This window comes from Acinetobacter sp. 1125_18A, from assembly GCF_052824985.1.
Window position 1 is genome coordinate 1 of sequence record NZ_VTDG01000012.1, and the last position, 24,414, is coordinate 24,414.

Annotated in this window: 18 protein-coding genes and 2 pseudogenes; 13 read left to right on the forward strand and 7 right to left on the reverse strand. The window is 36.6% G+C overall.

The features are described from left to right. From FY049_RS17525 to FY049_RS17535, 3 genes and pseudogenes are all read left to right on the forward strand, one after another. Nucleotides 1-826, forward strand: an 826-nt coding sequence (locus FY049_RS17525) for a fimbria/pilus outer membrane usher protein (protein WP_446084070.1), incomplete at its 5' end; no start/stop codon positions are given. After that, entirely contained in the window at nt 823-1,839 is a 1,017-nt protein-coding gene (locus FY049_RS17530) for a Csu type fimbrial protein (protein WP_224963927.1), read from the forward strand. The genes FY049_RS17525 and FY049_RS17530, both read left to right, overlap by 4 nt. A gap of 415 nt (nt 1,840-2,254) precedes the next feature. Further along, nucleotides 2,255-2,845 (forward strand): annotated as a pseudogene (locus FY049_RS17535) (recombinase family protein). A gap of 795 nt (nt 2,846-3,640) precedes the next feature. Here the strand turns inward: FY049_RS17535 and FY049_RS17540 are convergent. Continuing rightward, a complete protein-coding gene (locus FY049_RS17540) occupies nt 3,641-5,137 on the reverse strand; it encodes a CoA-acylating methylmalonate-semialdehyde dehydrogenase (RefSeq protein ID WP_327857394.1) in 1,497 nt (498 codons plus the stop codon). A gap of 30 nt (nt 5,138-5,167) precedes the next feature. After that, nucleotides 5,168-6,328, reverse strand: a complete 1,161-nt coding sequence (locus FY049_RS17545; protein WP_224963925.1) for an iron-containing alcohol dehydrogenase — start codon at nt 6,326-6,328, stop codon at nt 5,168-5,170. Between the two features lie 305 nt (nt 6,329-6,633). Here FY049_RS17545 and FY049_RS17550 point away from each other — a divergent pair, with 305 nt between their 5' ends. Beyond that, nucleotides 6,634-8,022 carry a GntP family permease gene (locus tag FY049_RS17550; protein WP_224963924.1) on the forward strand — a complete coding sequence of 463 codons (1,389 nt, stop codon included), beginning with the start codon at nt 6,634-6,636 and terminating at the stop codon, nt 8,020-8,022. A 56-nt stretch (nt 8,023-8,078) separates the two neighbouring features. Here the strand turns inward: FY049_RS17550 and FY049_RS17555 are convergent, their stop codons facing one another. The 3 genes from FY049_RS17555 to FY049_RS17565 form a co-directional block, all read right to left on the reverse strand. After that, complete coding sequence (locus tag FY049_RS17555; protein ID WP_224963923.1) at nt 8,079-8,855, reverse strand: IclR family transcriptional regulator; 777 nt, start codon at nt 8,853-8,855, stop codon at nt 8,079-8,081. A gap of 112 nt (nt 8,856-8,967) precedes the next feature. Beyond that, a complete protein-coding gene (locus FY049_RS17560; protein WP_081407405.1) occupies nt 8,968-10,326 on the reverse strand; it encodes an amino acid permease in 1,359 nt (452 codons plus the stop codon). 621 nt (nt 10,327-10,947) lie between these two features. Continuing rightward, entirely contained in the window at nt 10,948-11,562 is a 615-nt protein-coding gene (locus tag FY049_RS17565; protein ID WP_446084071.1) for a biliverdin-producing heme oxygenase, read from the reverse strand. A gap of 169 nt (nt 11,563-11,731) precedes the next feature. On the opposite strand from FY049_RS17565, the gene FY049_RS17570 reads away from it, so the two are divergent. From FY049_RS17570 to FY049_RS17600, 7 genes and pseudogenes are all read left to right on the forward strand, one after another. Beyond that, entirely contained in the window at nt 11,732-12,280 is a 549-nt protein-coding gene (locus FY049_RS17570; protein WP_446084072.1) for a sigma-70 family RNA polymerase sigma factor, read from the forward strand. Continuing rightward, nucleotides 12,270-13,253, forward strand: coding sequence for a FecR family protein (locus FY049_RS17575; RefSeq protein ID WP_446084073.1), 984 nt, complete (start codon nt 12,270-12,272; stop codon nt 13,251-13,253). The genes FY049_RS17570 and FY049_RS17575 overlap by 11 nt, the downstream gene beginning before the upstream one ends. A 519-nt stretch (nt 13,254-13,772) precedes the next feature. Beyond that, nucleotides 13,773-14,370, forward strand: a pseudogene (locus FY049_RS17580) (fimbrial protein). Between the two features lie 89 nt (nt 14,371-14,459). Beyond that, nucleotides 14,460-15,056, forward strand: a complete 597-nt coding sequence (locus FY049_RS17585; RefSeq protein WP_446084074.1) for a fimbrial protein — start codon at nt 14,460-14,462, stop codon at nt 15,054-15,056. A gap of 822 nt (nt 15,057-15,878) precedes the next feature. Then, nucleotides 15,879-16,466 (forward strand): fimbrial protein, encoded by a 588-nt coding sequence (locus tag FY049_RS17590; RefSeq protein ID WP_262782344.1) that lies wholly within the window; start codon nt 15,879-15,881, stop codon nt 16,464-16,466. Nucleotides 16,467-16,557: 91 nt separating this feature from the next. Beyond that, nucleotides 16,558-17,157, forward strand: coding sequence for a fimbrial protein (locus FY049_RS17595; protein WP_446084075.1), 600 nt, complete (start codon nt 16,558-16,560; stop codon nt 17,155-17,157). A 191-nt stretch (nt 17,158-17,348) separates the two neighbouring features. Beyond that, nucleotides 17,349-19,934, forward strand: a complete 2,586-nt coding sequence (locus tag FY049_RS17600; RefSeq protein WP_446084076.1) for a TonB-dependent hemoglobin/transferrin/lactoferrin family receptor — start codon at nt 17,349-17,351, stop codon at nt 19,932-19,934. 94 nt (nt 19,935-20,028) lie between these two features. Here FY049_RS17600 and FY049_RS17605 read toward each other — a convergent pair whose 3' ends face one another. After that, nucleotides 20,029-21,096 (reverse strand): class I SAM-dependent methyltransferase, encoded by a 1,068-nt coding sequence (locus FY049_RS17605; RefSeq protein WP_446084077.1) that lies wholly within the window; start codon nt 21,094-21,096, stop codon nt 20,029-20,031. Between the two features lie 172 nt (nt 21,097-21,268). Between FY049_RS17605 and FY049_RS17610 the strand changes: the two genes are divergently transcribed. Together FY049_RS17610 and FY049_RS17615 are read left to right on the forward strand one after the other, a co-directional pair. Further along, complete coding sequence (locus tag FY049_RS17610) at nt 21,269-22,237, forward strand: helix-turn-helix domain-containing protein (protein WP_224963901.1); 969 nt, start codon at nt 21,269-21,271, stop codon at nt 22,235-22,237. A gap of 15 nt (nt 22,238-22,252) precedes the next feature. Continuing rightward, entirely contained in the window at nt 22,253-23,089 is an 837-nt protein-coding gene (locus FY049_RS17615; protein WP_446084078.1) for a class I SAM-dependent methyltransferase, read from the forward strand. A gap of 474 nt (nt 23,090-23,563) precedes the next feature. On the opposite strand, the gene FY049_RS17620 is transcribed toward FY049_RS17615, so the two are convergent. After that, complete coding sequence (locus FY049_RS17620) at nt 23,564-24,382, reverse strand: sulfite exporter TauE/SafE family protein (protein ID WP_446084079.1); 819 nt, start codon at nt 24,380-24,382, stop codon at nt 23,564-23,566. Between the last annotated feature and the right edge of the window lie 32 nt (nt 24,383-24,414).

The window sequence follows — 24,414 nt, forward strand, 5'->3', positions numbered from 1 at the left end:
AGCATTTCAGTTGTCGGTTCCATTTTCCAAGAGCAGATCCACAGCTAATCTAGGCTATAGCCAACAATCCAGTGGTGATTATTCTTATATCAACTATAACCGTAGTGCACCGTTGGATGGTGGTGTTGGTGTTGATTTAACTCGACGTTTTAATGAAAACAGTGATGACTTTAATCAGGCACGAGTCAGCTACCGTAACCAATATTTTAATACCGATGTCGGCATGTCGGGTAGCAATGATTACAACTATTGGTTTGGACTGTCAGGTTCGGTGGTGTTGATGTCAGGTAATGTCTTTGCTGCCAATCGATTGGGTGAGTCGTTTGCTTTGATTGATACCAATAAAGTTGCAGATGTCCCTGTGCATTATGAAAACAGCTTGGTGGGGCGGAGTAACGCGAAGGGCTATGTATTTGTACCGTCAGTGACCCCGTATTACGCGGCTAAATACAGTATTAACCCGATCGATTTACCTTCAAACTTTAATGCAACCCAAGTTGAAAATCGGATTGCGGCAAAACGCGGTTCAGGTGTGGTGATTGGCTTCCCAATCAAACAGTCTTATGCGGCCAATGTGTCTTTAGTGCAAAGCAATGGGCAAGCGATTCCTGTGGGTGCGGTGGTACATCGTGCGGATCAAGAATCGAGTTATGTGGGGATGGATGGGATTGCTTATCTTGAAGATCTGAGAGCAGAGAATAGCATTAGAGTGCAACTGCCAGATCAGAGCGTATGTGAAGCAAACTTTTCGTTGGATTTAAAACAAGCGCAACAACAGATTGCAGTGATTAAGTCGGTTGTTTGTCGTGAGGTGGCTAAACCATGATTACTTTAAAAAAAATAATACCCGCAGGTCTATTATTCTCTGGGTTGATATTGATTACAACTCAGAGTCAGGCTGATTGTAGTGTTAACTCAAGTGGTGATGTTTCCATTGGTAAGATTCCTTCAATCACCTTGACAGAAAGTGGAATACAGTCGAATCAGTTTAGTGCAGGTTTAAGGTGTCAGGCATTTCTGACCTTTGCAACATTAAATTATATAAAATATCGGGTCGATCAGATGCCAGTAAACTATATCAATAGTGTCACTGGTGAACGTCTTATTGTGAATTATTTAGATACCGCAGACAACCCAATTTCACTTGGTAAAGAAGTTGAATTGGGTGGATTTTCACTGATTAATTTATTTAGTGGTCCATCTGGCGCATTACAATTTAAGGCGAAAATTAATTCAGGTCAGGTTGTATCACCTGGGATATACCGAGCTGAATCACCATTTAAAGTCAAATGGTATTATTCTGTGCCAGCTATTGGAATTGGTCCAATTTCTCTCTATTTTCAAAGCCCTGGTTTGAAACTTAATTTTTTAGGGTTCTTGACTGACTGGGGGACTGGTAGTGATGCTTCATTAAGTTTGAGTGTTGAAGTTTTACCAGATTGTCGCATTTCGACTAATGATGTGAACTTTGGGACAGCTGCTTTTGCGTCGGAATTTCAACCAGTGAAAACCTCGATGGGAATACGTTGTTCAGTCAAGACCCCTTATAAAGTGAGCCTGAATGATGGTCTTTATCCACAAAATGGTAATCAACGTGCAATGAAGTCAGAAACGGGGAATAACTATATGAGTTATGAAATTTATAAAAACTCAACCACAGAACGTTGGGGAAGAAATAACGAGCAGTGGTCGAGTGATGTAGCGACTACAAATCCTGGTATTTATGATGCAAATACGCAGCAAGGTTATGCTTTCACGACAAAAATTCTCGATACAAACTCACTGAGTCTGCCTGCTGGTAAATATAGTGATACTGTAACTGTACAGGTCGAATTTTAAGAGATACTCACAATAACATCATGATTTTTTATCATGATGTTAATTATAAAAAAGAATACATATAATTAAATTATTAATTTACACTATTAAAAACACCTAAATTATATTTTTTTATTTATTTAAGTGGTTTTTTATATTAAAGGTTAGTGAAATAAATAATTATTTTTTTGAAAAAATTCTTACATCATATTATTTATTTTGTCGCTAATTTATTGTATTTGTTTATTAAATGATTTTTTTATTTCGTGTGCTTAAATTAATTCTGCTATTTTTTTATGTTTGTTAATAATTAATGTGATTTTATGTTTTTAAATGATTAATAGTGTTTAAAACACCAATATAATTTTCAACAGATGTTTTTTTTATTAGTGTAAGATTATAATAATTGTTTTTAATTATAAGAGGGTTATTTGTTGTGCGAGTCTATGCATATTTTAGAGTTGATGATTTGTCTATAAAAGACAGTAACTATGTCTCCTATATTTCAAACGCTGGTTATGAAATACCAAATAAGCGAGTAATTTTTGAAGAGGTCGAAGCAGGTATATCATTAAAATATAGAAATAAATTTATTAATTTAGTGAATTATGCGATGGAAAGCGGTGATTTATTGTTAATCAATGGAATTGATTCATTAGGTGGTAACTTTAACGAAGTATCTTCAAGTGTAAATTTGATTTTTAAAAAAAAATTCGATTAATCTGTTTAGATTTTTCTAAAAAATGAAATTGTGGGAGATCTTAAGAAATTATTTATGCATTTTTTAAAGTTATGTTCTGATTTTGAAGAAAAATCTAGTTTTTCTAAAAAGAGCATTATGAATAAAGCAAAAAAACGTGTTGGTCGTCCTGAGATTTTAACTGATAAGCAAAAGAAAGAAGCCTTGGATAAGTTTAAAAAAGGCCATACTGTTTATTCAATTGCTAAGCATTATTCAGTTACTCGAACAGTCATCCAACGTTTAATTTTAAAATCTTCTGATGTCATTAATAGTGATGAAAAGTAAATGAGGGGTGTGAAACTTCAAAAAAATCATATAAGTAGATTTGCAATTGCGCAAAAAAGATCTGATTTTAACAAAACAATTATTGTCCAATTGGTTTATGTGTTACGACAAGTAAATCCCAAAAAAGCAAAAAAATTGATGAGTCATTATAGTATTGAAATAAAGTCGATAAATGGTTTGATCAACTATAGGGTTCAAGGGATTAAACATGAGGGAAAATGATTATTTTTTTATATGGTTCTGATTTATATTTTTTGGATCTAAATAAGTCATTGTTTGATCATGAATTTTGATTTGTTTGTGGTGTGATAAAGTATATTGTTGTAGTTGATTTGTTTGTTGCCTAAAAATAAAATTTAAAATGTTTTTTTGATATCATATTGGTTTGTTTATTATTAATGTATTTTAAAGTTTATTTTAAATGAATCGATTTTCAATCAGTTTTTTCTAAAGTGAGGATTTTATTTTGTAATTTTTTAAATATTATTATTGAGTTATTGTATGTTTTTTAAATTAAATTTTTCTTGATTTAATGATTCGTAAAAGGAGGGTGGGTATTTATATTTTGAATTTGATGAATTGTATTTAAGGGGTTAAAGTATTTATTAGGTTTAAAATATTTTTATTAAAATAATATTTGTATGTGATTTAGAAAGTTACAAGCTCAATTTAAAACTTAAATGTCAAAACATTTGGGAAGTATTAAAAAATAGTGTTGAATACTTCCCAAATAGCCAGAGACGCTTTATAGATAAATAAACCGTCTAGATTTGAATCATCTTAATTTGAATAGTCTTAGTTTAAAGTCGGCATTGAAAATTGTTTGTTTTCTCGGATGTTAGCTGACGGCCAGCGTTGAGTAATTGTTTTTCGACGTGTATAAAAACGTACACCATCTGGACCATACGCATATAAATCACCAAAGAGTGAACGTTTCCAACCACCAAAACTATGATAAGCAACAGGTACAGGCAAAGGAACATTGATACCTACCATACCTACTTTAATATGGTCTGAGAAATAACGTGCTGCTTCTCCATCACGGGTATAGATGCATGTTCCATTACCATATTCATGATTATCAATCAGATCCATGGCTTGTTGCATGGTCTCTACCCGCATAATTTGTAAGACTGGGCCAAAAATTTCCTGTTGGTAGCTATGCATATTCGCGGTAACTTGATCAATTAAAGTGGGCCCCACAAAAAAACCATTTTGATAATCGCCAACGCTTGCTTGTCTGCCATCCACAACAATTTTTGCACCTTGTTGCTCCGCACTGTCAATAAAACCAATCACTTTAGCTTTATGTTCAGCCGTAATCACAGGTCCAAAATCATTATTTTTATCAGCATAATGCCCGAATTTTAATTTACTGATTTCATTTTGAAGTTTAACAATGACGGTATCTGCAATTTCGTCACCGACTGCAACCGCAACAGAAAGCGCCATACACCGTTCACCTGAGGAACCAAAAGCAGCACCAAGGAGGGAATTCACCACATTATCAACATCTGCATCGGGCATGATAATGGCGTGATTTTTTGCCCCACCTAAAGCTTGACAGCGTTTGCCGGCAGCTGTGGCCGTTTTATAAATATATTCAGCAATTGGTGTTGAGCCTACAAAACTAACCGCTTGAATACGCTGATCATTTAAAAGTGTATCTACTGCAACTTTATCGCCATTGACCAGATTAAAGACACCATCGGGAAGTCCAGCTTCTTTTAGTAATTGAGCAATATATAATGTTGAAGATGGATCACGCTCAGAAGGTTTTAAAATAAAGCAGTTGCCACAGACAATTGCCATTGGGAACATCCAAAGTGGCACCATCACAGGAAAGTTAAATGGGGTAATTCCTGCAACGACACCTAAAGGTTGAAATTCACTCCAAGAGTCAATATTCGGCCCAACATTTTTGGAGAATTCACCTTTTAAAAATTCGGGTGCACCGCAAGCATATTCAACATTTTCAATCCCGCGCTGTAATTCCCCAGCTGCATCATGGCAAATTTTACCGTGTTCTAAACCAATCAGCTCACAGATTTTATCGGCATTTTTTTCCAGCAACTCTTTAAACTTAAACATGACTCGCGCACGTTTGATCACTGGGGTATCACGCCATGCCGGAAAGGCATTTTCTGCTGCCGCTATTGCATCAAGTACCGTTTTTTGGCTGGCAATGGCCACTTGAGAATTTGATTCACCTGTTGCTGGATTAAATACTTTTTGGCTACGACTCGCTTCTGTTGAAAGTTGTCCATTAATAAAATGCCCGATTGTATTCATTGAGATCTCCTGATTTATTTTGGTTAAAAATTAAGACCATAATTGCTGATAAAGTTTTACGATTTCTTCTTTGGTTGGAAGACGAGGGTTATTACTTGGTGAGCCTGAAGCAAGTGCTTGTTCTGCCATAGTATTTACAACTTCGTCAAAATATTGCTTATCTGCTCCAAAAGCTTCTAAAGTTGGCACTTGAAGGGATGTATTAATGTCTTTTAATGCTTCAATTAACTTGGCATTGGCAGATTCAATAGAATCATTTTGCTGCGCTGCCCCCATGGCCTTGGCACAGTTCGCATATTTTTCAGGTTCAGCAGGTATTGAATATTCAATAATCATGGGCAATAACATGGCATTCGATAAACCATGCGGGACATGGAAAAACGCGCCAATAGGCCGACTCATGCCATGAACTAAGGCAACAGATGCATTATTAAAAGCCACACCAGCCAATGTTGCACCCAGCATCAATGCTTCTCGGGCAGCTTCATCATTTGGATCAAAATAGACTTTTTTAAGGTTTGGGCCAATTAAGCGCATGGCCTCTAATGCTTGAGTATCGCTATATAGATTGGCTTTTTTGCTGGTATAGGCTTCAATCGCATGGGTTAAAGCATCTATACCCGTATCTGCTGTGGTACGGGCAGGTAAACTTAACGTCAGTTCATAATCCACAATCGCAGCAATGGGCATAAAACCAGCACCGACACAGAGCATTTTTTCATTACTTTCATCATCGGTAATGATCGTGAATTTGGTTGCTTCAGAACCTGTACCTGCTGTTGTTGGAACAGCAATAATTGGTAAGCCTTGTTCATTGACTTGTCTAGGGAACTTATAATCTCGGATTTTTCCACCATAGCGACCTAAGATGCCAATGGCTTTTGCACTGTCAATCGGACTACCACCACCCACAGCAATAATTGAATCATATTGATGTGCTTGAATAAACTGAACCCCAGCTTCAATAGAACTTGAGGTGGGTTCTGGAATGGTTTGATCAAAAAAGTCTGCTTCAATATTTTCATGTTTAAGAATCTTTTGAATATCCGCGATATAGCCTAACTTCACCATCATTTGATCAGTGATGATCAGTGGTTTATTACAGCCTAAGCTTTTTAAAATGTGAGGAATTTTCTGTCGGGCATTTTTTCCGATTTCAAGAAATCTGGGCAATAAAATTGTATGTGACATAAGCGAACTCCATTTTAGTTTCATTCCATTTACATGCATTTTGTATTTAAAAAAAGACCAAGTTGCATGCTGTAAATTAGCTTTATAATATTTGTATATTGATATGTATCGTATCAATATAAAATTATATGTAAACAGGTTTTTTATGAATTTTATTTAAATAAAATTATTTATCTATAAATAACAATAATTTGATCTGTTTTTTAAAGTGAAAAAGAATTTTGTCTAGATTCCTCATTCAAAATTAGATATACATATATAACGATACATTATGTATCAATATAATTAAATAAATGGAGTTTAGAATGATAGGACTATTTGGAATAGTAGTGTCCTTGGTATTGCTCATGTATTTAGCTTACAAAGGTTTTAGTGTCATTATTTTGGCGCCTTTACTCGCACTGTTTGCGGTCATTTGGAGTGGGATGACGCATGAATTATTAGGGTTTTATTCGCAAGTATTTATGAGTGGTCTAGGTGGGTACATCATTAAATATTTTCCACTTTTTCTGTTAGGCGCTGTCTTTGGCAAACTCATGGATGACAGTGGATCAGCTCGCACAATCGCAATTTTTTTTGTTGAACGCTTAGGGCATCATCGCGCGATGTTATCGATTGTGATTTCCTGTGCAATCTTAACCTATGGTGGTGTTTCGCTTTTTGTGGTGGGCTTTGCTGTATTTCCAATTGCTTCGGCATTATTTAAAGAACTGGGTATTCCTAAACGACTCATTCCTGCGGCAATCATGCTGGGTGCATTAACCTTTACAATGACCGCATTGCCTGGTACGCCTGCGATTCAAAACGCAATTCCAATGCCATATTTTAAAACAGACCTATATGCTGCGCCTGTGCTTGGCATCATTGCCTCGATTTTTATGTTAATCACGGGGATGTGGTGGCTGAATAGAAGAGTTGAACATTCGATAAAACAAGGCGAAGGTTATGGTAATCATATTGAACATCATAAAGAAATTTTAACCCATTCAGATCCTAGCCTACTGATTGCAATGATCCCGATTGTATTGGTGATTTTATCGAATTTAATATTATCTAAAGTGATTTTTCCAAGTATGGATACTTCATATTTGGCCACGGCTCAATTTGGTCACACCAGTCTAAACTCTGTGATTGGTCTTTGGTCGATTATTACTGCATTGGTGATCGCATGTATTGCCATTATTGCGCTCAATTGGAAACGGATTAATGATATTCGAGACAGTATTCAAAATGGTGTTTCTTCTTCATTTTTACCTATTTTTAATACAGCCTCAGAAGTGGGATATGGGTCAGTTATTGCATCTTTAGCTGGTTTTGTTATTTTAAAAGATTTTTTAGTCGGTTTAGCGCCAAGTAATCCGCTGGTTTCAGAAGCAATTTTGGTCAATGTACTGGCTGGGATTACAGGTTCTGCGTCTGGAGGTTTGAGTATTGCATTGAATACGATGGGTGAAACCTATATGAATCTAGCACAAGATTTTGGCATTTCACCTGAATTAATGCACAGAGTTGCCTCTATGGCTTCAGGTTCTTTAGATTCTCTTCCACATAACGGCGCAGTGATTACAATTATTGCACTTTGTGGTCTTACGCATAAGCAATCTTATTATGACATGTTTGTGGTCGCAGTTATTTTTCCACTACTTGCGTTGATTGGAGTGATTACACTTGGAACATATTTTGGATCATTTTAAGACTTGAGTTTTTAAAGCTAGAGACTTGGGTATTCTAAGTCGCTAGCTTTTATTATTTAATCGATTGAATTTTTTATATAGATGTTTAAATCATTGGCTGCATCTCTTAATGCATCTTGATAGCTGATTAAGTCATCTAAGGATTTTCGAATACTTGGCGCATGGGTATATAAGCAGGCAATGATTTCACCATTGGGGTGGAGTATAGGCACTGAACAGGCCACCATCCCTGCGATAAACTCTTCATTATCGGTGCCTAAATTTGTCACGCCAATACGCTGAATTTCAGATTCCAGCAAATTAAGATCTGTAATGGTGTTTTTGGTGTACTGGGTGATTGGAATATTTTTTAGAATATTTTTCCTTTTTTCTGCGGATAAATGGCTTAAAAAAAGTTTGCCACTTGATGTACACCAGACAGGCACTGTTGAACCGACGGGTAAATATACCTGTAATGGCCAGTTTGTCTGTATACGGTCTACATACAACATATGATTATCTTGTAGGATTGCTATACCACAGGTTTCGCCAATCTTATTTGACAGTTTTTCTAAAATAGAAAACCGTTCAATTCTAAATTTTTCATTTTCCCAAACATTAAATAATAGTTGTTTGACTCTTCCACCCACCAACAAGCCACCATGTAAATCTACTTTGACATAACCTTCTTTTTCTAATAGTTGGATGAGTCGATGAATACTGGGCTTTGGAATATCAAGGGCTAAAGAGAGATCAAGTGGGGAAGGGGGATGTTTTGCTTCACTAATGGCTTCTAAAATCTCAAGTACTCGTGTGATCGATGAACCTTTATTTCGTTTTGTATCTTGTGTCATAAAATTTTCCAAAAGACCCTGCTTCATTCATACCCACTTGAGCTTATGGATATTAACATTTGAATGTTATAGGTATGAAATGTCAACAGATCCTAAATAAGCCTTTAAAATACTAACGTGATTTATTCCAACTCAAAATTTTAAATAATCCAAACATCACAATAATCCAGATTGGAATCAAAATGACCGATTCTTTAAAGTTTTGCACCCACATGATATATAGGATCATACTGATAAAAACTAAAACAATATAATTGCTTACGGGTGAAAACAATGAGGGAAATTTTACCCTTGTCCCTTCCAACTTTTTAGCACGTTTAAATTTTAAATGGGTAAAACTAATCAGTGCCCAGTTTAAAACCAGAGCAGCAACAGCCAAATACATCAGATGACTTAATGCTTCTTCAGGCACAAAATAATTTAGTAATACACAACCAAAAATCAGTATAGAAGAGAAGATCACCGCAGTGATTGGTACACCTTGTTTGCTGACTTTTGCAAACATCTTCGGTGCATTGCCTTGTACTGCAAGCCCATACAGCATACGACTATTGGCATACATACCACTGTTATATACCGAAAGTGCGGCAGTTAGAATAATAAAATTGAGTAAATGTGCTGCCCAACCTAAGCCCAGTTGGCTGAAAATCATTACAAAGGGACTTTTATCTAAACCGCCAAGATCAAGTTGATTCCATGGAATTAATGACATGATGATGGCAAGAGAAGCCACATAAAAAACCAAAATACGGAAAATCACGCGATTGACTGCTTGTGGTATGCTTTTTTCAGGGTTTTCTGCTTCGGCAGCCGTCATCCCAATCAATTCAATGCCGCCAAATGCAAACATTAAAAAGGCCAGCATATAAAATAGCCCTGAAAAACCATGTGGGAAAAATCCGCCATGTTGCCAGAGGTTTGCCACAGTTGCAGTTGAATCCGCACCTGCTGTGAGCAAAAGATATAAACCAAACACAATCATCGAAATCACAGCAACAACTTTGATAATGGCTAACCAAAATTCTGATTCACCATAAAATTTAACATTGCCTAGATTAAAACCAGTCACGATGACAAAGAAAAATAAAGCGGAGACCCAAGCGGGAATATGCGGCCACCAATAATGCACATATTTAGCCACCGCTGTAAGTTCAGTCATGGCGACTAAAATATACATTACCCAGTAATTCCAGCCAGATAAAAAGCCAGGAAATTTTCCCCAATATTTTTGTGAAAAATAACTGAATGAACCTGCAACAGGTTCTTCTACAATCATTTCACCCATTTGGCGCATGATTAAAAAGGCAATCAAACCGACAATGGCATAGCCTAAAATAATCGAAGGACCAGCAGATTGGATGACTTGTGCAGAACCTAAAAATAATCCTGTACCCACAGCGCCACCCATAGCGATCAATTGGATATGACGATTTTTAAGTCCACGTTTTAATTGGGAAGATGAGCGATTCAAAATATGCTGTGCTGAATAAAAGAAGCCATTGTAATAGATTGGCTATAGATAACCTAGTTTGAAAACGATGTTGTTGAGGCAATTTTAAAAGATATTGAACACTGGAATATTAGAACGCTTCCATCTATTAAAATATGGTCATGTTGAGTGAATCATATTGTTATTGAAAGAGCCTTCTCCCAGTGGGAGAAGGGACTTTCAATAGCAAAATGATTTACGCCATATAATCATTTTTTGATTTATGAAAGATCTATTGTTTACGCAAATTAAATTTAAACTTTGCAACTTAGGCTGGGCAGTGTAAGTACCTTTTCTTCATTGAATCCAACAAGGCGTAGCTATCGTGGCGTATAGGAGTATCCCTTGCTCAACATTAGCAAAAACAAAGTACTGCTTTGTTTGTAGTGCAAAGACAAGACCGTACAAGAGTAAGACATTCGGCTTCTTTCATTCGGCCTTTTTAAAACCGTAAATCAACATAAAAGCCCCTCATCCTAGCCTTCTCCCAGTGGGAGAAGGGACTTTCAATACCAAAATGAATTTGCTCCACATGATCATTTTTTGCTTTATTAAAGTTCTATTGCTTACACAAATGAATTAAAAATTTTCACTGCAATAGAATTACTTAAGCTGTTCTAAATTGATTAAGGCATTGCCAAAATATTTAAATGCATTCAGTGCGCCTTGAATAACTTCGTCTTTTTGGCTAGGGCTGAGCTCGGCTTGATCTAATGCTTGAACAAATCGTTTCCAAACCTTTGCTCGACCTTCAGGGTAAGCTGCCAAATTGCGCGCACCATTTTCAGCACTTAAGCCTAAACGTTGCTGCGCTTGTTTAAATAAAAATGCCGCGCCTAAAGTTGATCCTTCTGAAACATAAATCCAGCCTAAAGCAGCAGGGAACGTTACATTTAAACTTTCTAAAGTTTGGCCTTGGGGTTGAATGCCTAAATCTTGTAGATCTAACAGTGCTTGTGCAGAACGACCACGGATATCAAGGTCGGTAATATGTAAAGCCACTTGATCTAGTTGAAATAAATGCTCGATTTCAAGTTGAAAATAATACTGAGACAAGGTGAATAAAGCGTATTTTTCTAAACTTGAAAATACGTCTGCTTTTGCCATCAGCGTATGCATTCTTTCATGCTCATCTGCGGTCTGTAATTTGAGACGCATAGCTAAACTGAGTTCTTGTTGCGCATTGGCATTGGGTTCAGTGATCAGTGCTTGATTCATGTAATTCTCTTATTTAAAAAAGTCTATGAAAAAATGGGTTATATGAGAGATGACGAATGAACTGGATAAAAACCGCAACAGAGCTTACAAAAAAGTTCTTTAGGATAGCATTTACAAATCACAAAATGTAAACGATAATTATTATTGTTTAGAATTTTTATTTAATTTTATGATTCCAATTCTCCCCACACCATCGCGGCAACAAATCTTGCAAGAGATGTATTTGGATCACCATGATTGGCTGAAACAATGGTTGAACTCGCGTGTTAGATATCCTTTTACTGCCGCAGATCTGGTTCAAGATACTTTTGTCAAATTGCTGCAAACCAAACAGCTTTTTTCAATTCAAGAACCGCGCGCATATTTGGTCAATGTGGCAAAACATCTGCTGATTGATAAGCATCGTCGTTATATTTTAGAGCAAAATTATTTAGAAACACTCAAACAGCATACGGAAGATCAAGATCTTTTAGTCACTTCAAATCAAATTGAAGAGGCTGTACTTATTTTAGATTTTCTCACCATCGCTTTACAGGATACAACAGCACTGACTCGAAAAGCATTTATCATGTATTACTTTGAAGGCTATAGTCAGAGTGAAATTGCCACTGAGATTGGTAAATCATTACGCACGACACAGCTCTATTTAGCTGAATGCTTACAGTTATGTTATGAGGCGAAAAACAATTTGCTTGAGCTAGGGCTAAATGAACGCTAAACAGCTACAGAAAGAGATGGCTTTATGGATTGTTCGTTTAAATACCGATGATTTGCATGAACGTCAACAAGCACAAATTGAGTTTGAGGCATGGCGAAGCAAGTATCCTGAACATCATGATCAACTCGATCAAATGCTTAATTTTTCTGAAACGATGCAACAGTTTTCGACAACGCATGGCATATCCAGCCAAAACGTTCGAAATTCAATGAAAGTCAGCCAACAAAGTAAAAAACATATTTTACAACTGTTTAGCAAAGTATTGGTATTCTGTGTGAGTATCGGTGGTGTTGTTTATTTCACTGCTCATTCAACAATGATGTCTTACTACATGGCTGATTATAAAACTGAGATAGGGCAAATGCATTCCATTACCTTGGAAGATGGTTCCAAAGTGACTTTAGCTGCAAAATCTGCCATTAAACTTGATTTTACCGCTGAAAAAAGACAAATCAATTTAGTCCAAGGGGACATTTATATTGATGTTGCTAAAGACCCACAACGCCCTTTAATTGTTCATACAGCTCAAGCTGATTTTAAAGCGCTCGGTACACGATTTATCGTTTATCAGTACTCAAATAGTAGTGTGTTAAATATGTTGCATTCAAAGGTAGAAACTCACTCATTGGCTCAAAATTCTCAAGTAAAAGTGGTCAAACAAGGTGAAAAAATTAGCGCTGATCCACTTGGTTTAAGTCCGATTTCTGAGTTGGATATTGCATCTACCGAGTTTGCTTGGGATAAACATCAGATATTGGCAGATCAACTTCCTTTAGCTGATTTACTGACCAACTTGGGGCGTTATCATCATCAATATTTAATATTTAATCATTCGACCCTAAAAGATTATAAAGTCAGTGGGGTGATTAATGCGAAGCAGGATTTAGATCAAACGCTACGGTTATTGGTGACTCAATATCCAATTAAAATCACTAAGCTTGGTGATCATGTGATTTATATTACTTCAAAATGACAAAAATGTTATTTTGGTTGAATTAAAAATATATTAATAAAAATAATTTTATTTATTTTTCTCTCATTGTTGTATGTTAAAAATACTGTTTAAAACTAAAATAATGACTTAAATTTTACCATTTTATTTGTTTATAATATTGAATTTTAAAAATAAAATTTATACATGATTTTATGTAATGTATTTATATGATAAAAAGTTAATTTATAAACTATTGTGATGTTGATGTATTTTTGTAAGGATAAGGTTTTATTTTAAATTGGTCGAGATTTAAAATAAAAATAAATAGTGATTGGTTAAATTTTAAAATAATTTTACGTTTAAATTAAACGATATTTTAAAGTGAGTAGGGTTTTAAAATAAAAGGGATTTAAAATGAATAGATGCTTAAAACAAACAGTAACGCAGTTTACCTATGTTTAATAGTGTTTATTTATATCGAGATTTTCTTTTCTATAATGTGAATAAAATAATATTTATCGCAAATTATTGATTCAAACTTTATAAAGGGGTAATTCAATGCAGAAACTGACTTTAGCAACATTGAGTACTTTGGCTTTAACTTTAGCGTGTACCCAAGTTTTTGCGCTAGATGGAACCCTTACAGTCAATGGTGTTATCACTGATGAAACATGTACCTTAAAAGCTAGTCTTGATCCAATAACTGGCTTAAAAAATCTAACAGTTAACTTACCCACGCTGCCTAAATCGACATTTACGCCTACAAACCCAATACCAAGAGTGCGGTACGGTATTCATATGTTTTTAACCAATGCTACAGGTACAGCTAACTGTGATGCAGCAACAACTCAAGCCTTTAAGGATACACCTCAGTGTAACTTCACCAACAACTGACCTAGATGACACTGATAAAACTTTATTGGTTAATCAAGCCATAGGTACTATTACTGCAAATCCTGTTTTTATTCAACTATCCAATATGAATTTTGAACCTGTAGATCTTTCTGCACCTTGGGGAAAACAGGCGAAAAGTCCAATCCGTACTAGTGGAGGTAGAATATATCTACAATACTTTGTAGGACTCGCTTCCAAGACTGGAATTGTAAATGCTCAAAATGTGCAAGCGGTTGTCAATTATACATTGATGTATAACTAATTTTTTGTGTGTTGGTTTTAGTAGAGAAGCATAGGTTTATTGGTGATTGAGTAACTTAAAAAAATATAAAGCTTTATGGGGGTAATTCAATGCAGAAACTGACTTTAGCAACATTGAGTACTTTGGCTTTAACTTTAGCGTGTACCCAAGTTTTTGCGGTAGATGGCACCATTACAGTCAATGGTGTTATTACTGATGGAACATGTACATTACGAGCTGAAGAAAATAGCATTCTAAGTGGTCTAAAAGATCTAACGGTTAGCTTACCCACGCTACCTAAATCAACCTTTACACCGTCAAATCGAGAGCCATTTCTTATGGGCTTTAATATTTATTTAAGAGATGCGACGGGTTCAGACTTCTGCGACATAGCAACAAGAAGAGCATTTAGAGGTATATACCTCAGTGCGATTTCGCCAGATCACTTGGATACAACCGATAAAACTTTATTGCTCAACAAAGCCTCTGGTGCTTCTGTTGCGAATCCTGTTTTTATCCAATTTTATACGGTGGATTCAATGCCTGTGGATTTTTCTGCGTCTTGGGAAGCTCAGGCAAAAAGTACAGTTCAGCATCTTAGTAGTCATACATTTGTCTATTACCGTGTACAGTATGCTTCCAAAACAGGGATTGTAAATGCTCAAACTGTGCAAGCAAAGATAAATTATACATTGATGTATAACTAATTTTTTGTGTTGGTTTTAGCAGGGAAGTCAGTGTTTGCTGATGCTTTAGAAAGTTGAAATTTGAAAAAACTGCAATTCATTGCGGTTTTTTTGCTTCATCACTAGGCTGCTTTCATAAGTTCTTTTTAGAACCATAAATCAACATAAAATCCCCCTCATCCTAGCCTTCTCCCAACGGGAGAAGGGACTTTCAATACCAATATGATTCATTCCATAGGATCATTTTTTGATTTATAAAAGATATCTTATAAAAAGCAAAACGGTTTAATTGATATTCAGTGAATGCTGTTGATTGGCATCACTTTGGATGCGTATAGAAAATCTCAATAAGAAAGCTTGTTAATCCTCTGATCTGTATTGCTGAAATCGACAAAAATATTATTTTGGTCGATTTAAATTTATAGTGAGGAAAATGATTTTATTGATGTTGAGTCATATTTTGATATGTTGTAAATGGTGTTTAAAATTTAAATAAAATTAAATTTTTTATCATTTGTTTTATTTAAAATATTGAATTTTAATGTTTAATAAGTATTCATGATTTTTCGTAATGTATTTTCATGAGAAAAAGTCAACTTAAAAATATTGTGGTATAGATATGTTTTTGTCAGGATATGATTTTATTTTAAATTAGCGGAATTTTAAAATAAAAATAAATATTAAAATCGGCGAAACCTTGAAATAGGCAGCAGCTTAAAGTAAACAGCAACAGCGTTTATATCTTTAGATGTATCTATTTCCGTGGAAATTATCATGTCTCGTAATGTGAATAACAGAATCGTTAAATTATCGCATTTATTAAAGCTTCATAAGGCTGATTTAATGAATAAACTCACTTTACCCACATTGAGTGCTTTGGCCTTAAGTTTGATATGTAGCAATGTATTTGCTGTAGATGGCACCATTAGAGTCAATGGTGTTATCACGGATGGAACATGTATATTACAAGGTAGTAGTGGTGTAAGTGGTAATAAAGATTTAACGCTTACCTTACCCACTGTACCTAAATCAAAGTTTAATACAATGTCAGTGTACTTTATGATGGAATTAAGAAATGCTGATGGTACTGGTGCCTGTGATGCCGCAACAAGTTATGCTTTAAAAGGGATACATCTCAGTGCAATTTCACCAACTGACTTGGATGTAGATGATAAGACTTTATTGGTCAATAAAGCTGCAGATGTATCCATTAAAAATCCTATTTTTATTCAAATAAATACCGATACTGGTGTTGGTTCTGCTAGACAGGTAGATTTTTCTGCACCTTGGGGAACACAGGCAAAAAGCATTGTTTTTCATTTCGGTCTTCGTACATCCATTACTTACTATGTAAATTACGCTGCTAAGAATTGGATTGTCGATGCGCAAACTGTGCAAGCAAAGATAAATTATACCTTGCACTATAATTAAATTTGTGTTTGTTGACTGAAGTGAGGGAAGCTTCGGTTTGTTGAAGATTAAAACAACTTAAAAATGATTCAAGCTTTATGGGAATATTTCAATGAATAAACTCACTTTACCCACATTGAGTGCTTTGGCTTTAAGCTTGGTATGTACGCAAGTATTTGCTGTAGATGGAACCATTAGAGTCGATGGTGTTATTACTGACGGAACATGTACATTACAAGGTGGTAGTGGTGTAAGCGGTTTGAAAGATCTAACAGTTACCTTGCCCACTTTACCTAAATCTAGGTTTAGTCCTACAACTCAAATACCAACGCAGTTCGGCTATGCTATGTATTTAAAAAATGCGACGGGTACAGCTAACTGTGATGCAGCAACAAGTAAAGCCTTAAAAGGGGTACATCTGAGTGCAATTTCACCAGATGATTTGGATACAACGGATAAGAGTTTATTGGTCAATAAAGCCACAGGTGCCGGTGGTGCTTCTGCTACAAATCCAGTTTTTATTCGACTTTACACTCAAGCTTCTCGCATCATAGATCTTTCTGCACTCTGGGGAACTCAGGAGAGCAGTCAAGTTTTAAATTCTAGTGGTAATATTCAGATCATTTATAATATTGCGTATGTTTCCAAGACCGGGATTGTCGATGCTCAAAATGTGCAAGCAAAAATTAATTATACATTGATGTACAACTAATTTTTTGTGTAATGGTTTTAGTGGGGAAGCTTAGGTTTGCTGATACTTTAGAACGTTAAAATTTAAAAAAACTGCAATTGATTGCGGTTTTTTTGTTTCTGCTTCGTCATATAACTTAGAACACATGAAAACACAGATTATTTTAACTAAATGAAGTTAATGATTATCATTTAACCTTGGGTGGGTAGAAAATGTCTCAATCTTTATATCAGAATGCAATAAAGCCAGTTGCGTTGGCTGTTGCAATCGCACTGTCTATGAGTGCAATCAGTATACAAACGCATGCAAATAACGCTTCGCCTGTTGGCTTTTATCAAGTGCAAAGCGGTTCATTAACCCAAGCTTTAAATAGCTTGGCACAGCAAGCCAATGTATCCTTGTTGTTAGATCCTGCAAAAACCAATCGTTATCGGGTAAAGACGATGAAGGGTAAATATACCCTAGATCAAGCTTTTGCATTATTGGTGCTAAATACGCCATTCCAGATTCAAAAAACTTCGGCAGGTTATCTACTCATTGAAAAGCCTGTCACTACACAAGTACCTGTAGTCAATACAGCGAAAGCAGCAACGGATAAAACAACAACATCAACCACAAGTGCTGAAAACCAAATTTATCAGATGACCCCGATTGTGGTCGAGGCAGTAAAAAAAGATACGATACAATTTGGTCAGAGCGTACTCAATCAAAAGGCGATTGATCGTTATCAGGCTAATAATGTTGCGCAATTGCTCGATCATATGCCCAGTGTAGGTTCAGCAGGATCTCCACGTCCGGGAGGGCAAACGATTAATATTCTCGGCATGGGCGGTGTCGCTGATGTGCCAATCACCTTGGATGATTCTGTTAAAACATTTGATAAATATCGACAAGGTTCAGTCTTTATTGAACCTGAGATTTTAAAGAAAATTACGGTGGATAAAGGACCACATAATGTTGAAGTCGGAAATGGTGGTTTTGGGGGTAAGGTTACACTGGAAACTAAAGATGCCACTGACTTGCTGGATGATGGTAAAAATATTGGCGCATTTTTAAAATATTCACGTTTTTCCAACAACAGCCAAAATACTTATACAGGTGCAGTATATGGTAAAGCCGACAATGGGCTGGTCGATGGTCTGTTTTACTATACCAACCGAGACAGCGGAAATGTAAAGCGTCCTGATGGCAGTGAGTTTTTATATTCTGGGCAAGAGCAGGAAACCTATTTAGCCAAACTGAATGTTTATCCAGCCGATGGTCATAAAATTTCTTTAAATGCCATGCGTAGCGGACATGAAGGCTGGGAACCTTTTGCTGCCATGCGTGATCAAGATGCAGTGCCAACTGAAGCTGATATTGCCAAATATGGTTATGATGAGGCTTGGAAACGCCGTTTGGTCGACCGTGATCAGGAAGATACCAGCTATTCTGCAAGTTATGAATTCAATCCAGACGCTAACCCATATCTAAACTTAAAAGCTGTCGCATCTTATTCCAAAACCTATCAGCATGATCTACGCTTGCCAAGTGTGACAGGTTCAGCGGCACTGTTAGGTAATGAAAGCTGGGTAACCTATACCAATACAGCATTAAAAATGAGTAATATCAGTGATATTGCAACAAAACTGGGGACGCATAAATTAAAAGTCGGTGCGCAATACCAGAAAATGGAACAAAACTCGCTGATTTATGACAAGAATAATGCCAAAAAGCCCGATTATAATTTTGGTTATTATGAACCGAACTATATGCCTGCTGGTGATCAACAAATGCTGAGTGCATTTATTGAAGATCAATATCAGATTCACAATTTCGTCATTACCCCATCGCTACGTTATGATCATATTGAAAATAACGGCAAGCCAAATCGTGCATCACGATTTAATGATCCAGCGGCTGGGCATGATTATTCCAGTAAAACCTATACGGGCTGGTCTCCACGTTTAGCGATGTCTTGGAAACAGACCGACTACATGACATGGTTTGCTAACGTGAGTAAAACTTGGCGTGCGCCTCGTGTTGATGAGCAATATTATGTGCAATCCGCAGCGACCACTGTTCCATCGACCAGTCGTTATTTACTTCCTGAAAAAATGTTGGCGATTCGTGTCGGAAATGAGATGAATTTTGATGATGTATTCAGTGATGAAGATCATCTGCAAGTGCGTTTAACTTATCATCATAATCGCGGGGGTGATGAAATATTCCGCAATCGCTCAACATTTTGTAAAGCCCAAGCAGAAAACAATGTAAATACTGGAAAAGGCAGCGTAGCAGACTGTAAAGGCAATTATGATCGTGGTTTTTATCGGAATGTGACCGATTACACCATCAAAGCCTATGAAGCCGAAGCGTTTTATAACCAGCCGACTTGGTTTGCAGGTTTAACCTATGCTTATATTCGCGGACAACGTGATAATTCCCCGGTAAATCCGTGGTTTGATCAAAAAACATGGATGACCAATATTCCACCGAAAAAAGCCACAGCGACTTTAGGGGTGAATGTGCCTGAACATCACTTAACCATGGGATGGAGAGGGATATTTGTTGCTGCACAAGATCGAAGCCTTTCAGATAATGATAAGTCGATCGCGGCATCTTCATTTTCATTACCCAAAACCAAAGGCTATTCACTACATAGCGTTTATGCAGACTGGCAGCCAATTGGTGCAAAAGGCCCGACGTTGAATTTCTCGATTGATAATCTATTTAATCGTGATTACAAAATGTATTTGGGTGAGTATATGACAGGTACAGGACTGGATTATAAGGTGAGTATTTCGCAGAAATTCTAATGCGTTTAAATTCAATATTTGACATAGCAGTATGACATTAACGAGAAGTAAATTTGATTTAAGGATTAGGTTTTACTTCTCGCTTTTTTATAACCTATTTCCGCGCAATCAGTACATCAACCGGCGCAACAGGGAATTGCACATTCTCGATCGTTTCAATGTGCTGACAACCCAGTTGCTTTAAGCTGCGATAAATGTCGTCCTTTTGTGGAATGTAATTGCCTTGCATACGCATATTCAGATAATAGCTCTGAATATCTGCATCATATTGAGACGGGTCAATTTCGGCATGACAACAAATTAATACGCCATTGGGTGATAGAGCTGCAAGCAGTTTTTCTAAAATTAAAGCGTAATCATTGACAAAATGCAGTACAGATGAGCACCAAATAATATCGTATTGGGGTTGAGATTTTAAAGTTTGAAAGTCTAAGCTTTGCAAGTCCGCGGCTAAACAATGCAAGCGTTGATGTGCTGGATGGTTTGTTAAAGTAGGTCGAATTACCTCGATGACATGCGGAAGCTCTAAAAGGGTACATTCAAGTTGAGTATACTTTTTAGCCATATGCATCGCAACTCGCCCAGCGCCAGCACCGACGTCAAGAAAATGCCTTGCTGTTTTAAATTCACGGACTACATCAGAAAGCACATCTGCAATGTGAACTGTAACAGCGTTTTGTTCTTGGGCAATTTGTATTTGAGCCGCTTGTGCCCATGCAGATCCGATCGTTTCTGGTGTTCGAGATTGGGCTTGGAAATCACGAGAAAAAGATACAGAAAGTTGACCAGCAACAGACTGAATCACTTGTTGTCGATATAACAACGCATCAACACAATACTGATCTGATATTGGATCAACGTAGTCTTTAAGTGCTGGTTTAATACGATAAAGCATAGCCTGTCTGGTTGGGTCAAACTGGGTGTCTAACAGTTGTAAACTAGCCAATAGCTGTAACAGATAATCGGTATTTTGCGGATGCAAAGCATGTTTCTTTGCTAGGACTGTGGCATCTTCAAATTGAAATAATGATGCAAAGAGCTTTTTTTCAATTGAAAAATCTAAGGCTTGTGCCTGTATTTGTGACAGGTAAATTTGCCAAATCAAATGTAAAGGATGAGGTTGAGTCAGTATTTGTACAGCCTGATTTAGAGAAAAATTCATTAAAAGCACCTTTTAAAATTGCATATGGAATGCCGAGAACATTCAGTCTAGACATTCGATCCAAAGATACGATATGATGACTCAATAAATGAGAATGATTATTATTTATTATATGCGGATTATAGAAAATACTATGCGGAATGAAGTTTTCAGCTAGATGGAGTATTGAGTGATGACACAATTACATCATCGTGTACGGGTTGATGTAGAGCGTTCGGTTCAAGAGATTTCATCACGGCAACAACGTATTGGCTTGCCTGAAGATTTTGGTTATTGCTATGCAGACACTTTACAGATTGAAGCTGGCTTGCTGCTTAACCAATTACACTATTGTCCTCAATATGCATTAGAAGAAGAAACCCAAGCAACACACCCAAAACCCGTGATGGTATTGACCGTTGGCTTACAAGGGTGCTCAAAATATCAGAGTAAGAATACAGAACAGCTCAGTTTTAAAACTGACCATATCAGTATCAATACTTTTCCATCTATTGAAGGAATACGTCACTATCAAAAACAGCAGACGGTTTCTCAACTTCGCTTGATTATGACTTCGGAATTTTTGAGTAAATATTTAAGTTCACAACAGCTCAAGACCTTATTTTTCCCAAACCATATCCATCCAATCGCTTTTCAGCCTGTTTCAATGACCACTAAAGTCCATGCTTGCGCATTGGCACATTCACTCGTACAGCGCAACTACCAACCACAACATAGCTTACAACAACATATTCATGCACTGAGTTTGTTATCAGAACAGTTGCCGTTAATTGCGCCTGATGAATCAGTAGTCTCATCTGCAAACTTGAGTATGCAGGATGTGCAAAATTTGGAAAAAGCCAAAGCTTTAATGATCAATCAATTAGATCAAGCATTGACGATGCAGTATATCGCCAGTGTGATCGGTATGAATGTATATAAATTCAAAGCCTGTTTTATCAAGCTGTATGGGGTCAATCCGACTGAATATTTATTGCAATTGAGGATGCAACAAGCCCACAGCCTCCTTGAGTCAGGTTTGCACGTGGCTCAAGTAGCGTGGAAGGTGGGCTATCAATATCCCAATAATTTTACAGTTGCGTTTACTCGTTTTTATGGAAAATCACCCAAAGCATTATTTGCAAAAAATAAATCTAAATGACATGAGGAATATGTAATGAAAAAAATATCGCTTAACTTACAGGATGACATTGCCGACACGCTATTGATTACCTTATATGCCAAATCCGTTGAAACGCAGAAAAAAAATCCTTTAATTAATGACCAAACAGCCTGTGAGTTGGTGGAAAAAATTGATTATGATTTTTCAAAATATAAAAATAAGAAGGCCACGTCTGTTGGTGTTGCATTGCGTTCAACACATTTTGATCAGAAAGTTAAAGACTTTATTCAGCTTCATCATTATCTTAATCATCAGCCGATTATTGTATTTGTAGGCTGTGGTTTAGATAGCCGTATACAACGTATCGGTAAAAGTGCTGAACATGCTGAGTTTTATCAATTGGATATTGCTAAAGTGATTGAGCAACGTCAGCAACTTATTCCCGCGCATAAAAATGAACACTTTATTGCAAGTTCAATGTTATCGACCACATGGATGGATCAATTAAAAGAAACGCATCCCAATGGTCATTTTATGTTTGTGATCGAAGGGGTATTGATGTACTTCAATCAAGCACAAAATCAACAGGTGTTAACAGCTTTAGCTGAACGTTTTTCAGGTGCTGAACTGCATTTTGACATGCTCAATGCTTGGATGAGTATTAAGTCTGCTTTACACGATACTGTGAGTAAAACCAAAGCTACATTTAAGTTTGGTTTGGATGATGAAAAAGACATTGAAACATGGCATCCCAAACTTAAACATGTGCGGACTTATTTGTTTAATCAATTTAAAGGCTGGCATCGAATGGGGTTGATGCTCACGACACTAATGTCAATTGTGCCAAAACTGAAAACTTCTTCACGGATAGTCATGTTTAAAATTAGCTAGCGTTTTTTTAAATGTTACTCAATTAAGCCATAGATCAAATTTAAAAGTATCAGCGTTCTATAAAAATGGATTTGTATGATTATAAAGCTTGCAATGCCACACCTTACATTTAAAGTTTAAATAGATTTGTGTAGGCAATGCCTCACTTTTCGTAGGGGATGCCAAACCTTGCGCTGCAAACAAAGCAGTGCTTTGTTTTTGCTCATTTTGAGCGAGGGGTACGTCCTATACCCCCGCTCAACGGCGACATCCATGTCGCCACACGATAGAACCACCATGTATGATTAAACAATACAAACAAAACCGCAGATTAATTTATATGTATTAGGGGGTGATTAACTGTTCATTTCTAGGCAACGTAAGGTCTGTTCATTTGAATCATTTTTCTTGGCTGTGCGTCTGTTAAATCGCCCACTAGCTCCAAAAAACTTGGGCGCAAGACATAAGCCTCAAGTCTGTATGCCACCAGTCTTCCTATTGAAATAAAATACTGATTAAAACCAGCGTGAGTAACAGGATATAACCTCGCTCATGCATTTGATTAGATAATTTTCCGGTCCATTGTATTGCCAGTTTCATGCCTAAAAAGCCGCCTATAATCAATGCAATTAAAGCAGGGTAATAAAAATAACCAACAAAATGCGTTCCTAAATGTTGTGGTAGGATAATTTGCCCAATGATCAAGGTGATACAACCGGCTATGGCAACAGGCATACTCAAAGGATTTGCAAGGGCAACGGCTGAAGACATATCCAAACCACAGCGACGGAACAGAGGAACAGTCATCACACTGCCTCCGACACCCAACGCTGATGCAATCCCACCGATAAAGATGCCGCCTAAGCCTTGTTCTTTTTTGGTAAGTAATCTTATTGCTTGTGGATTTGAGTGGGGTTGTTTAAATTGACGAATCAGACAATCAAAAATTGTTATACACAAATAGAGCGCAAAAGCCCATTTTAACACGTGTGATGAAATATTCAGGGCAAGTAAAGTGCCTAAAATTGCGCCAGCAGCAATCCAATATGCGATTGGGAACAGGTACTGCTTGTGTATTTTTCGCTGTTTATATTGTTGATAAGTTGCCAAACCAGAGTTGATCACCATCAACAATAATGAGCTTGCAACCGCACTTTTAAAAGCTAAATCATAGGCCGTAGAATGAATTGGATATTGCATACGAATTGTCGAATAAACCAAAGGAACAACAACAAAGCCACCAGCAAAACCAAATAATATGGTGAGTATGCCACTGACAAATCCTGCAACCAATAAAATAAGATAGAGTTCCATACACAGAGATCTTTCAAAATAAATACCAGTTT

What these genes read in the sequence shown, in the direction of transcription:
- FY049_RS17530 (WP_224963927.1), top strand. Translation starts at nt 823, where the DNA reads ATGATTACTTTAAAAAAAATAATACCCGCAGGTCTATTATTCTCTGGG.
- FY049_RS17540 (WP_327857394.1), bottom strand. Translation starts at nt 5,137, where the DNA reads ATGAATACAATCGGGCATTTTATTAATGGACAACTTTCAACAGAAGCG.
- FY049_RS17545 (WP_224963925.1), bottom strand. Translation starts at nt 6,328, where the DNA reads ATGTCACATACAATTTTATTGCCCAGATTTCTTGAAATCGGAAAAAAT.
- FY049_RS17550 (WP_224963924.1), top strand. Translation starts at nt 6,634, where the DNA reads ATGATAGGACTATTTGGAATAGTAGTGTCCTTGGTATTGCTCATGTAT.
- FY049_RS17555 (WP_224963923.1), bottom strand. Translation starts at nt 8,855, where the DNA reads ATGACACAAGATACAAAACGAAATAAAGGTTCATCGATCACACGAGTA.
- FY049_RS17565 (WP_446084071.1), bottom strand. Translation starts at nt 11,562, where the DNA reads ATGAATCAAGCACTGATCACTGAACCCAATGCCAATGCGCAACAAGAA.
- FY049_RS17570 (WP_446084072.1), top strand. Translation starts at nt 11,732, where the DNA reads ATGATTCCAATTCTCCCCACACCATCGCGGCAACAAATCTTGCAAGAG.
- FY049_RS17575 (WP_446084073.1), top strand. Translation starts at nt 12,270, where the DNA reads ATGAACGCTAAACAGCTACAGAAAGAGATGGCTTTATGGATTGTTCGT.
- FY049_RS17585 (WP_446084074.1), top strand. Translation starts at nt 14,460, where the DNA reads ATGCAGAAACTGACTTTAGCAACATTGAGTACTTTGGCTTTAACTTTA.
- FY049_RS17590 (WP_262782344.1), top strand. Translation starts at nt 15,879, where the DNA reads ATGAATAAACTCACTTTACCCACATTGAGTGCTTTGGCCTTAAGTTTG.
- FY049_RS17595 (WP_446084075.1), top strand. Translation starts at nt 16,558, where the DNA reads ATGAATAAACTCACTTTACCCACATTGAGTGCTTTGGCTTTAAGCTTG.
- FY049_RS17600 (WP_446084076.1), top strand. Translation starts at nt 17,349, where the DNA reads ATGTCTCAATCTTTATATCAGAATGCAATAAAGCCAGTTGCGTTGGCT.
- FY049_RS17605 (WP_446084077.1), bottom strand. Translation starts at nt 21,096, where the DNA reads ATGAATTTTTCTCTAAATCAGGCTGTACAAATACTGACTCAACCTCAT.
- FY049_RS17610 (WP_224963901.1), top strand. Translation starts at nt 21,269, where the DNA reads ATGACACAATTACATCATCGTGTACGGGTTGATGTAGAGCGTTCGGTT.
- FY049_RS17615 (WP_446084078.1), top strand. Translation starts at nt 22,253, where the DNA reads ATGAAAAAAATATCGCTTAACTTACAGGATGACATTGCCGACACGCTA.
- FY049_RS17620 (WP_446084079.1), bottom strand. Translation starts at nt 24,382, where the DNA reads ATGGAACTCTATCTTATTTTATTGGTTGCAGGATTTGTCAGTGGCATA.